Annotated in this window: 11 protein-coding genes; 3 read left to right on the forward strand and 8 right to left on the reverse strand. The window is 52.7% G+C overall.

What is annotated here, in order from left to right:
- Position 1: 1 nt before the first annotated feature.
- Positions 2 to 856 carry an SPFH domain-containing protein gene (locus JTN23_RS23425; protein ID WP_247237511.1) on the reverse strand — a complete coding sequence of 285 codons (855 nt, stop codon included), beginning with the start codon at positions 854 to 856 and terminating at the stop codon, positions 2 to 4.
- A gap of 246 nt (positions 857 to 1,102) precedes the next feature.
- Here JTN23_RS23425 and JTN23_RS23430 point away from each other — a divergent pair, with 246 nt between their 5' ends.
- The 3 genes from JTN23_RS23430 (at position 1,103) to JTN23_RS23440 (ending at position 4,339) form a co-directional block, all read left to right on the forward strand.
- Entirely contained in the window at positions 1,103 to 1,984 is an 882-nt protein-coding gene (locus tag JTN23_RS23430; RefSeq protein ID WP_247237512.1) for a UDP-2,3-diacylglucosamine diphosphatase, read from the forward strand.
- A gap of 29 nt (positions 1,985 to 2,013) precedes the next feature.
- Positions 2,014 to 3,147 (forward strand): glycosyltransferase family protein, encoded by a 1,134-nt coding sequence (locus JTN23_RS23435; RefSeq protein WP_247237513.1) that lies wholly within the window; start codon positions 2,014 to 2,016, stop codon positions 3,145 to 3,147.
- Positions 3,148 to 3,262: 115 nt separating this feature from the next.
- The gene (locus tag JTN23_RS23440; RefSeq protein ID WP_247237514.1) at positions 3,263 to 4,339 is read left to right on the forward strand and encodes an isoaspartyl peptidase/L-asparaginase family protein; all 1,077 of its coding nucleotides are present in this window, start codon (positions 3,263 to 3,265) and stop codon (positions 4,337 to 4,339) included.
- Between the two features lie 82 nt (positions 4,340 to 4,421).
- On the opposite strand, the gene JTN23_RS23445 is transcribed toward JTN23_RS23440, so the two are convergent.
- The 7 genes from JTN23_RS23445 to JTN23_RS23475 form a co-directional block, all read right to left on the reverse strand.
- Positions 4,422 to 4,904: an META domain-containing protein gene (locus JTN23_RS23445; protein WP_247237515.1), complete on the reverse strand. Its 483-nt coding sequence runs from the start codon at positions 4,902 to 4,904 to the stop codon at positions 4,422 to 4,424.
- 50 nt (positions 4,905 to 4,954) lie between these two features.
- The gene (locus tag JTN23_RS23450) at positions 4,955 to 5,539 is read right to left on the reverse strand and encodes a hypothetical protein (RefSeq protein WP_247237516.1); all 585 of its coding nucleotides are present in this window, start codon (positions 5,537 to 5,539) and stop codon (positions 4,955 to 4,957) included.
- Between the two features lie 23 nt (positions 5,540 to 5,562).
- Positions 5,563 to 6,861: an LVIVD repeat-containing protein gene (locus tag JTN23_RS23455; protein WP_247237517.1), complete on the reverse strand. Its 1,299-nt coding sequence runs from the start codon at positions 6,859 to 6,861 to the stop codon at positions 5,563 to 5,565.
- A 140-nt stretch (positions 6,862 to 7,001) separates the two neighbouring features.
- Positions 7,002 to 7,424: a hypothetical protein gene (locus JTN23_RS23460; RefSeq protein WP_247237518.1), complete on the reverse strand. Its 423-nt coding sequence runs from the start codon at positions 7,422 to 7,424 to the stop codon at positions 7,002 to 7,004.
- A gap of 62 nt (positions 7,425 to 7,486) precedes the next feature.
- A complete protein-coding gene (locus JTN23_RS23465; RefSeq protein ID WP_247237519.1) occupies positions 7,487 to 8,710 on the reverse strand; it encodes a serpin family protein in 1,224 nt (407 codons plus the stop codon).
- Between the two features lie 119 nt (positions 8,711 to 8,829).
- Complete coding sequence (locus tag JTN23_RS23470; RefSeq protein WP_247237520.1) at positions 8,830 to 10,368, reverse strand: hypothetical protein; 1,539 nt, start codon at positions 10,366 to 10,368, stop codon at positions 8,830 to 8,832.
- Positions 10,340 to 10,909, reverse strand: a complete 570-nt coding sequence (locus tag JTN23_RS23475; RefSeq protein ID WP_247237521.1) for an RNA polymerase sigma factor — start codon at positions 10,907 to 10,909, stop codon at positions 10,340 to 10,342. Before JTN23_RS23475 ends, JTN23_RS23470 begins: the two co-directional genes overlap by 29 nt.
- Positions 10,910 to 11,187 lie beyond the last annotated feature (278 nt).

Consider the following 11,187-nt stretch of genomic DNA (forward strand, 5'->3'; position numbering starts at 1 on the left):
ATCAGGGGTATAGAGTACCGGCGTTCACGATGGGGGCCGCCGCTTTATCACTACATAGTACTACCAGCAGGTTGCTGACCATAGCGGCCTTCCGCTCCTCGTCCAGTTCCACGATGCCTTTTTCAGATAGTTGCGCCAGGGCCATATCTACCATGCCCACGGCACCGTCCACGATCTGCCGGCGGGCGGCTACTACGGCCGAGGCCTGCTGGCGCTGGAGCATGGCACCGGCTATTTCGGGCGCATAGGCCAGGTGGCTGATACGGGCTTCCAGTACATCAATTCCAGCCCGGCTCAGGCGCTCGGTGAGTTCGCCTTCCAGCATCGCATTGATCTTGCCGGTGCTGTCGCGCAGGGTTACTTCCTCCAGTTGCTCCTCGTCCATAATATCATAGGCATAAGCACCCGCCAGATGGCGTACGGCGGCTTCTGATTGAATTTCGACAAAGCGCACATAGTCATCGACCTCAAACGAAGCTTTGGCCGTATCACCTACACGCCATACTACTACGGCGGCTATTTCGATAGGGTTACCCAGCTTGTCATTTACTTTCAGTTTCTGTCCGTTCAGGTTGCGGGCACGCAGACTAATCTTCCGCCGCCGGAACAACGGATTGACCCAGCGTAGTCCGGTCTGGCGCATGGTACCCATGTAGTCACCGAAGAAGGTAGTCACAATGGCCTCATTGGGATTGATCACCGACAGACCAATCAGGATAACCAGGCCGATAAAGGCTACCACAGCACCGGTTCCAATTTGTTCGATCACCGTAAGAGCTATTCCACCGAGCAACATCAGCAGGCCTATGGCAAAGAGCACATAGCCGGAAAGCGAGCGTAATTCTTTTTCTGTCATCGTCGTAAGTGATAGTATTTTGATATCACAATACTACATTCGAAGTCAGTGGCCTAACAGATTAGGACTGGATGCCCCCGACCTGGATGGATGGTACCCGGACGGGAAGAACGGTACCTGCTGATGCCACTCCTGACCAAACAAATGATGGGAATATTACTACTTTGACAATTTTTTATTCCATTTTTAAAGTCTTCATAACGTGTAAGTAATAAGCAGGTAATAGTAAATCTGCTTTTTTGTATCATGAAAGAAAAAACGCATTTCCGGACCATAGTCATTTCAGACGTGCATCTGGGGACCAATGGTTCGAAAGCCAAAGAAGCAACCCACTTTCTGAAATACTATTCCTGCAAGAGGTTGATCCTGAACGGGGATATTATTGATGGCTGGCAACTGAAGAAGTACGGTACCTGGAAGCGGAAGCATACGGGGTTCTTCAAGGCTGTCCTTAAGATGATGGATGATCATGGTACGAAGGTGGTGTATCTGCGGGGCAACCACGACGATTTCCTGGATCAGATCATCCCACTCCGGTTCGGGAAGAAGTTCCAGATCCGGAAGGACTACATACTCAAATCCGGCAACCGCCGCTACTACATTACCCACGGCGATGTATTTGATTCGGTAACGACGCACTTCAAATGGCTGGCTTATCTGGGCGATGTAGGCTATACCTTTCTGCTGTGGCTCAACAAGTTCTACAATAGCTACCGCGCCTGGCAGGGAAAGCCTTACTACTCGCTTTCGCAGCGGATCAAGCAGCGGGTCAAGATGGCGGTCAACTACGTATCCGACTTTGAAGAAAAACTGACGGAACTTGCCCGCTCACGCCACTGCGACGGCATTATCTGTGGGCATATTCACCAGCCCGTGATCCGGGAGATGGAGGACGATATTATGTACCTCAACTCCGGTGACTGGGTGGAGTCGATGAGTGCGCTGGTAGAAGATTTTGATGGCAACTGGAGCCTGCTGTACTATAATGAGGCCGTGGAGAATAAAGAAGAGGATGAGGAAGAGGACAAATCCATCTCTAATTTTTTTGGCCGTAAAGAAGTCATAGCGGCTTTTACGGCTAGCAAAGCAGGGGAAGTACCTCCCACAGTACGGAGTTTTTTCAGATAGGTAAAACATAAAACATCAAAGCCCTGCCTATGAAGATCGTCTTTTTTGTACAGGGAGAAGGCCGGGGACACCTTACCCAGGCGCTGGCTCTGAGGCAAATGGTGCAGGAAGCAGGCCACCAGGTAGTAGCGGTGTTGGTGGGTACTGCCGAGGGGCGTGTGCTGCCCGAGTTCTTTGTAGAACAGATCAAAGCGCCCATTCATACCTTTGCCAGCCCCAACCTGATCTATGACAGCGGCAAAGGCTGTATCAATATCATCAAGACCATACGTACACACACTGCCCGCGCAGGTACCTATACAAAGAGCCTGCGGCAAATACACGAGCTGGTGAAGCAGTATCAGCCGGAGGTACTTGTCAATTTCTACGAAGTACTCGGCGGCATCTACAACGCTACCTACCGGCCCGGTATCCCCATGGTATGTATCGCACACCAGTACCTATTACTCCACCCTCAGTTTCACTTTCCCAAAAACAGCTGGCTAGACCGCCGGATCGTTAATTTCAATACCCGACTTACGGCTCTGGGAGCCCTGAAAAGGCTGGCTCTGTCATTCCGCCCGATGGCTGATAGTACTTCCCCCGCGCTTACCATCGTTCCTCCCTTGCTCCGCCGCGAAGTACAGCAACTAAAGCCTGTTAGTGGCGACTATTTGCTCGTGTACATGACACACCACAGCCTGAGCCGCCAGATACTGGCGTGGCATCGGGAGCATCCGGAGGTACAGCTACACTGCTTCTGGGACAAAGCGGATGCCGCTGAGGAGGTAGTCGTAGACGATACCCTGACCTTCCACCGGATCAATGGCTCCAAGTACCTGCGCTTCATGAAAGGTTGTCGGGCGGTAGTAACTACGGCGGGATTTGAGTCGGTATGTGAGGCCATGTACCTGGGCAAGCCCGTGCTGATGGTGCCCGTGCCCAAGCACTTTGAGCAGGCCTGCAACGCCGTAGATGGGGTACTGGCCGGTGCGGGAGCCACCTCCCGTACATTTGACCTGTCGGTACTTACTGATTTCATGCCCTACTACCGCAGTCCGCAGGCTGAGTTCCGGAAGTGGCACCGGGAGGGAAACTACCTGTTTGTAAAGGAACTGGAAGAAACTGTACAGGTCAGGCAGCCGGAGGCTCCCGTTTTCGCCGAGACGCTGGCGTGGGGTTAGATTAGAAACCTCTTCTAGTAGACATAGCTGCTAAATTTACGTAGTTACACTGCCTCTTCATGTCCTCTGCTTTCCCGGTTTTTATGTAGCTTTGGTAAAACTATTTACCTAAACTATGAGAAAATTACTGCTGTGTGCGTTGTTAGCTTTGATGACAACACCTACCATATTCGCTCAGGATTATAAAGACAAGATCACGCTGGTGATACATGGCGGCGCGGGTACTATTACGCGCCAGAACATGACGCCCGAACGGGAGAAAGCCTATAGAGAAGCACTCACCATGGCGTTGTTGAAAGGACATCAGGTTCTGAAGCAGGGTGGTACCAGCCTGGAAGCCGTTGAGGCGGCTGTGCGGGTCATGGAAGATTCTCCGCTATTCAATGCGGGTAAAGGAGCGGTATTTACCAACGAAGGCAAGAACGAAATGGATGCGGCCGTGATGAACGGTAAGAATCTGATGGCCGGAGCCGTAGCCAGCGTTACTACGGTTAAGAATCCCATTCGGGCGGCTATAGCCGTTATGGAAAACTCCCCGCACGTAATGATGATCGGGAAGGGAGCCGAGCTATTTGCCGAAAAGCAGGGACTGGAAATCGTTGATCCTTCCTACTTCTATACCGAAGCCCGCTACAAAGCGTTGGAACGGGCTCGCAAAGAGGAGAAGGTAGAGCTGGATCATACCGAAAAAGAAAAAAAGGAAGTAAAGAAAAGCCCCAAGACCGGAGCCGTAACGCCTCAGGAGAACCTGATCTTTACCGAGGGTAAGAAATTCGGTACAGTAGGCTGCGTGGCGCTGGACCAGTACGGCAACCTGGCGGCGGGTACCTCTACCGGAGGTATGACCAACAAGCGCTACGGTCGGGTAGGTGATGCGCCTATAATCGGAGCAGGTACCTATGCCAATAACAACACCTGCGCCATATCGGCTACCGGACACGGCGAGTACTTTATCCGCTCGGTAGTAGCCTACGACGTATCGGCGCTAATGGAGTACAAAGGCCTGAGTGTACAGCAGGCGGCCGATGAGGTAGTGATGAAAAAGCTGGTGGAACGCGGTGGCGAAGGCGGACTTATCGCGCTGGACCGCCAGGGGAATATCGCCATGCCCTTCAACTCCGAAGGGATGTACCGCGGTTACGTCAAGGCAGACGGTACTATTGAGGTGTTGATATATAAGGAGGAAAGGTAAGAAAGGAGGAAAGGAGTTGATTAATGACCAATTATCAGTGACCATTGACTAACTACTTTCCTGCTTTCCTCCTTTATCACCTTTACTGCTTCACAAATATCATCCTTTCGCTGCGGTTATTGAAGAAGATAGATAGTTGATCCTTCTGCCCCTTGTTGCGGTATATCTCGTAACCGGTGGCGCTGTTCATGGCGGTCCAGGCTTTGGCACTCCACGCGGTGGGCTCCGCTACTTTGGTACCGCCAAAGGTTACGTTCAGAAGCTGGCAGGCATCGGCTTTCTGATAGCCTCCGCCTACCTGATTTGCTACGGTATGCCCCTGGATAGTACCCTTATCCCCATCTTCTTTGAACGTAAGTACTACGCCGCGTCCGTTAGGCTCAGGATCTTCTTCCAGTTTGCGGCTGTCTATGTGCTGGTAAGCCTGGAGCCGCCAGGTACCTTCCATACCCCCGGAGGGACTACAGCTATACGGAGCATCTATGATAAAGTCCTCCTGCTCGCACCGGAAGGCGGTGAAGCAAAGCAGGCATATAAGAGCAAGGTTTGTAACTAATCTCTGCATACTTTTTTAACTATTGCCTGACTTCTGATTCTTCTAACACCTGACAGCTATCAAAATGCAATACCCAGGCGCAGGCACAAACGGTTATACTCGCGGGTTTCGTGGCGCTCGGTCTGGTCCCAGAGAGGAGGCTTGGAGACAGATGCTTCCTGCCGCTTATAGCTAAGGGTGATGGTGAAGGCGGCTCCGTCGGGGCTACCCAGGCGCAGGCCCAGGCCGGGATTCAGCATCATACCGCCGCGGGTACGGAATCCATCATTGTCCTCATGAAACCATACCAGTCCATACCCGGCATCAGCTGTAGCAAAGAAACGTACATTACGATCAGCCGCCAGATCGTACCGGGCACCAGCGGCTATGGGAGTAATCAGGGCTGCGGTATACCAGTCGAGGCCGGTCGTGAGTCCGGCCGCCAGCCGTGGATTGAGCTGCAGCCCGTTGAAGGTCTGCAGGGTCAGGTTCAGGCGGTTTTCCACTACCTGGGTAGCTCCGGCGTAGGGTAGGTACTTTACCCGCCCGAACAGGCCGCCCAGCTCGGTGTGGTTGACGTAGCGGCGCTTAAAGGGGGCCTCCTGGGCCAGCGACATACCCGTCGCCAACAGGATGATCAGAAACAGAGAAAGTAGCTTCTTCATAAGTAAGTATCTGTTTTGAAGCCTTAGATGCTACTTTCACCGACTGGTATCTTACTGATCTGACGGAGCTGACGCGGATTGGTAGCATCAAACTGGTAGAAGCCATCCTTGCCCACCATCAGGAGCGTCTTACCCAGCGAGATCACGTCGTACGCATCGATGTCCTTCATGTGCGACAGCATGTTCTTATCTACCGCAAACCGATCCGATACATCAAACGTCTTCAGGCCGTACTTGCCTTCGCAGAGGTATAGGGTAGGGAAGTCAATGCTAAGTCCGTGCGGGTTCTGCATAGGGTAGCTCTTGATGAGGCGCGGGCGCGTCAGATCACTGATGTCCACCAGGTCGAGCTGGTTCTGGGCGTTGCGGCAGGTAGTACCCGAGCGGAGCGTAACATAGGCCACATTATCCTGTACTACTACGGGATCGCAGGCCATCATGTGCTGGAATACCGACAGCTGCTTCGGATCAGATGGGTTGCTGTTGTCGTAGATGTACATGCCCGTGCTGGAGCCGATAAAGAGCTTATCCTTGTATGGGAAGATGGTCTCGATGCCCCAGCCCAGGTTGACGGTGGAGTAGCTGGTAGGCTTGGACGGATTAGAAATATCAAAGAGGTGCAGGTTGTTTTGTCCGACCGTGTAGAGGAAGTTGTTGTACAGGGCAAAGCGAGCCATAGAGCCACCTTTGCCGTCGCTGCTACCAGGAGCGGCTGATGGGGCGGCGGCGCTGGAGAAGGCGGCATCCATCATACGCCAGGCACCTCCCAGCCACCACATCTCGGGCATGATCGGGTTTTCCTCGCAGTTGGTGCTGATGGTTTCTGTTATGTACTCTACCTTCTGGTCGTTGATGGCTCCAACCGATTCGTTGTAGCTCCACCAGGCTCCCTCAAACTGCCCGTTCTTGAATACTTCGTCTACCCGTCCCACTTCCTGCGGCTTAGCCGGATCGGTAATATCCAGCGCTACCAGGTCAGTGTAGCTATCGGCGTAGAGGATGTTGCCGCGTACGGCCATGTCGCCGTTGCCGGGTATATTGATGAAAGAGACAAAGCGCGGTGCCGACGGATTGCTGTTGTCAATCACATGCAGGCCTTTTTTGATTTCGTTAATGAGCAGGTAGTTGCCTTTGATGTAGATCTTACCCGGATGCTCGAGCGCACGGGGAGCTTCGGTTTTCAGGCTCCGGCGCACCTCCATGAGCGATACAGTTACAGGGGTCATTCGCTTCACTACGCGGGTTTCCTGGCAGCGGTCATTGCAGGACCACAGCCCCGTCATCAGTAGTGTAAGTAGCAGTAGTAAAGGTACGGGTTTCATAGCAGGTTAGGTTTTGAGTAACAGATGGATAAACTACGCCTTAAAGACCCTGGTGTACACGAAAGGTTGGAACGGATACAAACAAAATCGTCCGAAAGCAGAGCCTCCGGACGATAACGCACCCCGAAAACGTCAGAAACCTACTGACGTTTGTACTCGTAGACAGAGCCGTCGGCTACAACCGAGCCTTGTGTACCGCGTTCGTACAGGTACAAACGGCCCTCTGATATCTCGTATGCCTGATAGCTGTTATCATCAGGATAAATGACAGCGTTTTTATAAGGCGCTTCTTTCTGGCTTTCTCCGGTATAGCAGCGTCCGGTATCTTCTACTTTTCCGTCACGGGTGACGGTGTAGGTAGTACCCGAAAACTCCAGCTTCTCAGAGTAAGGCAGCTGAGCGCCGCGGACGGTAGTCTGGGACAGGCCGTAGGTGATGGCATCCAGCTGCCAGGTACCGGCCAGTTGGTTATCTACTTTTACAACATCTTCTTTTTCGCAGGAAGCCAGTAAGGCTACTACTGCCAGAGCAGGGATGAACAGGAACTTCTTGAATAATTTCATGGCTAAATTTGACTAAGGTACTTATTACTAGTGAATGAAAACTGTGCTTAGGAATACTCAGATTATGGATTCATGATACGTCCCATGAAGAGGATGGTATCGGATGTTTTCTCGCTGATGATGAATACAAACGGCCGGTCGAATATGTACGATGGAGGCATGGAGGTAACTACTATCCCAACGGAGGTAACGGCGGCGGCCTCGGTGCCTTTTTCATCTACACCCAGGTAGGTGTTCTGCTTGATAAGGCTTACGGCCAGTTGTTCGGCTTTGCTGATTTTGTCAAGCTCAGCCTGGGTGCTGAACGCCTTCTCTATACCCATCTGCTGGAGTGTCTTGTTCAGCTCCACCTCGTAGTCCAGCGTAAACTTAGGCAACCCTACCAGTACTTTGCTCTCCTGCAGCAGGTTGTTCTGCAGGCTGCTCCAGTCGCTGGGGCCGAAGTTCTTGATCAGATCATCGACGGTGCCATCACCATTCGGCATGAGCAGCGTCAGGTTAAACTGCCCGCTGGCGTAGGGGAGCTGAGCCGCTGAGTATTTTTCAGTCCGGGCTACGCGAAAAGCCTCCTGGAGCGACATCATCTTCACGTTCTTGGAGCTGCCATTAGCCAGGGTAAAAGGAGCATCGGTCGTCTGCTTGGGATCGAACTGGTACTTCCAGTCGCCTTTGAAATACAGCGCGTTGAGCAGGAACATGACGTGGTCAGGACGGATCTCTTCTATTACCTTCTTGATCTTGCCGTTGGTGTTGTCGCTGGCCCACTGGTTGATGCGGTCTTTGGTAGCGGGACTATTAAAGTCCTGAGCCAATGCCTCTGCCTTGAACGACTGGCGCAGCACGTCCAGGAAGTTGTTCTCGACCTGGAAGCCATTGCGGTACCATACCGAGTTGGCCATAGCCAGCTTCACACTCGGATCAGCCTGTGGAAGATCTTCCATCAGGGTCTTATAAGCCTGATTCAGATCAGCCTGCGTCAGCCCCTCCATTTTCAGCGCTTTCTGGATTTGCTGGGCTGTTTCGCCTTCGGCTCCGTTGAGCAGCATACCCAGGGCAATGTGCAGGCTCAGTGGCGACACAAACAGGTTCTCTCCGGCGGGTTGGGTAGTTTGCAGATTTTGGAAGAAATCAAAGGCAAAATCAGTAGTACTGGCTGCTACCCGTGCCGGTATATGTACCTCCTTGCTTACCGGAGGAGCGGGAGTGTTCCCGTCGTTGTTACATCCGCTCAGCGAGGCTGTAAGCATAGCTGCCGCCAGGGCAGCTGTGGTTAGTACTTTGTTCATAGCTAGCAGATATTTTAAGCGTTTACATTATATGGATTATACACCTATCTGTTACGGTGGATTTGATACTATATAGATTCGGCTGGCGGGCTCAGGGTTGGAAGCCTTACCCAAAAAATCTAAAATAAATAGCGGACTCCCCATCCCAGTCCGTATAGCTGCGGACGGGTAGAGATGGTTTCGTTGTTGCGTATCCCCGTCGAGAGCGCTTTCTGGTAGGAGCCGGTGAGGCTGGCCGTCCAGTGCGACGACAGATGGTAGTTGAGCCGCACGCCCGTAGCGGCCGACCAGTTGAGGTTGCGGTACACACCGTCGCTGGCGGTGGTAGTAAGGGTATAGCCGGGAGCTGTTTCGAGATCGTTGCGCAGGAACATATTAGCTACCATGCCCCCCAGTACCGTATAGCTGAGTTTGCCTTCCGGATTGAGGGTATAGCCAGCATGTACCGGCAGCTGCAGGAAGCGGTAGTCATTGCGTGTCTGCTGATCCAGGTCAATGTATATGGCGGCCATCTCATTCGCGCTGGACGGTGCTCCGAACTGGGACTTATCATTAGCCGCCCGATGAGAGCCGGATGAACTCGCCATCAGTGCGTTTTCGAGCACATTGGCACTGCGGTTCGACATAGCATCCAGTACGTAGCCGTCACTCACAAAGGTAGAATTGCCCTGCAGGTAGCTAACTCCTGTCTCGATAGACCAGTGCTTCGAGAGCTTCATACCACCCTGAGTCTGTAGGGCGTACGACAGGCCGGCCCGGCTCGAGCTGGAAAGCGACTGCCGACCAGCATTAGCGGCCGAAAATGCGGCCGGCGGTGAGGTGACGTTCACGTCCGGATTGAAAGAGGCGGGCATCAGTCCTACACCAGCCCAGTACTCCTTAGGCTTGGTGGGGGGAGTAAGAGGAGTATCGTCCGGAGCATCGTACCGGAAGAATACATAGCGCTTCTGCGTATATACGGGTAGTTCGCGGAACTCCCGGGGTGAAAGGGCCTCCACCTGAAGGTCTCCCAGAGCAACTGGTTCTACGGAACGGGCTGACTCCACTATGGCTATACGGGTATCAGGAGCTGCATCAGCGGCCATTGATCTGCTCTGGGCAGGGGTAGTGGTTTGGCTATTATGCTCCGGCTGGTCAGTAATTTCGGTGCGACGCGAATTGGCCGCCAGGGAAGGCGAAGTAGCTGGCTCCTGCGCAAGAGGACGTGTTCCCTCTCCACCGACTTTCCGGCTTGCGGCTACCTGATCCTGGGCGGCATACCGGGGCTCCTGCGTTGGGGCAGCTGCCTCAGTACTTTCACCTGTGGTACGCGGGCTGCTATCGGCATCGGCCGGCTGATTGGCCGACTCCGCCATTCGCTGATCCTGTGTAGCAGAGCCTCCCTTATCCACCGCTACAGTAGGCAGGTTAGTCTGCGCGTTTCTGTCCAGACGTAGCAGCAGGGGCAGACCTATCACCAGTAGGGCGCCTATTGCCGCCGCTGCGTACCACAGCCGGGGCGAGCGCCACCACAGGGGTACTATCGGTGCAGATTTCTTTTCCTGCTGGTCGAGGTGTGCCTCCAGAGCGTCCCAGACCGAAGGCGGCGGAGGTACCGAAGCCTCATCCAGGGCTTTCCGCCACTCCTCCTCAAAGTTGTGTTTTTCGGACTGATTCATCGTCGAACCGTTGTTCTTTACTTAGTTTTTGCTGAAGCAACATACGCGCTCTTGCGTATTGCGACTTCGATGTTCCTTCTGATATACCCATCATCTGGGCTATTTCATTATGCTGGTATCCTTCTATGGCGTAGAGGTTAAACACCGTCTGACAACCGGTAGGCAACTCATGTATGAAGCCCATCAGCTGCTGCCACTGAAAGCTCGAAAGCGTCAGTTCGGTAGCAGCTACGTGATTGTCCTGCGTATGTACGTCATCAAGTTCCATCAAGTGTTTCTGCTTACGCAGATGTTTCAGCGCTGTATTTACCACTACCGAGCGTACCCAGAATTCAAGCGGACATTCACCCCGGAAGGAGTCAATGTTTTCGTAGATCTTGATAAATGCATCCTGTAATACATCCTCGGCGTCAGGGCGGTTTTTGGTATAGCGCAGGCAAATAGCAAACATCTTCCCCGCAAAAACGTCGTATAGACGCTTCTGGGCGAGTCGGTCGCGCTGACGACAGCCGTTCACCAGTTCCTGCTCGTTCAATGTCATCGAAGGTAGGGGTGCTTCGTACGCTTTCTGTTCTTAGGGTTAACTAGCTGTAAGGATCAGTAGCAGAAAAAAGAGGTAATGATTTAGCCAAAATCCTACGCTTTGTTTTCTGTTCAGGAGCCTTCTGTACTACTAAGATTCAGTTAGCGTCTAAATGGTTGGAAAGTAGATCTATTATCAGTACAAAAATACAATTTTTTAGCTTCATTTCTTTTGCTAAAAGCCTCAGTAACCGCTATAATAGAGGTTACGGGGCCATTTTTTATTGTGCGCATCAC

Origin of the sequence: Telluribacter roseus (assembly GCF_017355915.2) — a bacterium.
Taxonomy (GTDB): domain Bacteria; phylum Bacteroidota; class Bacteroidia; order Cytophagales; family Spirosomataceae; genus Telluribacter.

Excerpts from the sequence above, each read along its gene's own strand:
- JTN23_RS23450 (WP_247237516.1), bottom strand. The coding sequence starts at position 5,539 with ATGAAGAAGCTACTTTCTCTGTTTCTGATCATCCTGTTGGCGACGGGT.
- JTN23_RS23470 (WP_247237520.1), bottom strand. The coding sequence starts at position 10,368 with ATGAATCAGTCCGAAAAACACAACTTTGAGGAGGAGTGGCGGAAAGCC.
- JTN23_RS23430 (WP_247237512.1), top strand. The coding sequence starts at position 1,103 with ATGAAAGAAAAAACGCATTTCCGGACCATAGTCATTTCAGACGTGCAT.
- JTN23_RS23460 (WP_247237518.1), bottom strand. The coding sequence starts at position 7,424 with ATGAAATTATTCAAGAAGTTCCTGTTCATCCCTGCTCTGGCAGTAGTA.
- JTN23_RS23435 (WP_247237513.1), top strand. The coding sequence starts at position 2,014 with ATGAAGATCGTCTTTTTTGTACAGGGAGAAGGCCGGGGACACCTTACC.
- JTN23_RS23445 (WP_247237515.1), bottom strand. The coding sequence starts at position 4,904 with ATGCAGAGATTAGTTACAAACCTTGCTCTTATATGCCTGCTTTGCTTC.
- JTN23_RS23465 (WP_247237519.1), bottom strand. The coding sequence starts at position 8,710 with ATGAACAAAGTACTAACCACAGCTGCCCTGGCGGCAGCTATGCTTACA.
- JTN23_RS23425 (WP_247237511.1), bottom strand. The coding sequence starts at position 856 with ATGACAGAAAAAGAATTACGCTCGCTTTCCGGCTATGTGCTCTTTGCC.
- JTN23_RS23455 (WP_247237517.1), bottom strand. The coding sequence starts at position 6,861 with ATGAAACCCGTACCTTTACTACTGCTACTTACACTACTGATGACGGGG.
- JTN23_RS23475 (WP_247237521.1), bottom strand. The coding sequence starts at position 10,909 with ATGACATTGAACGAGCAGGAACTGGTGAACGGCTGTCGTCAGCGCGAC.
- JTN23_RS23440 (WP_247237514.1), top strand. The coding sequence starts at position 3,263 with ATGAGAAAATTACTGCTGTGTGCGTTGTTAGCTTTGATGACAACACCT.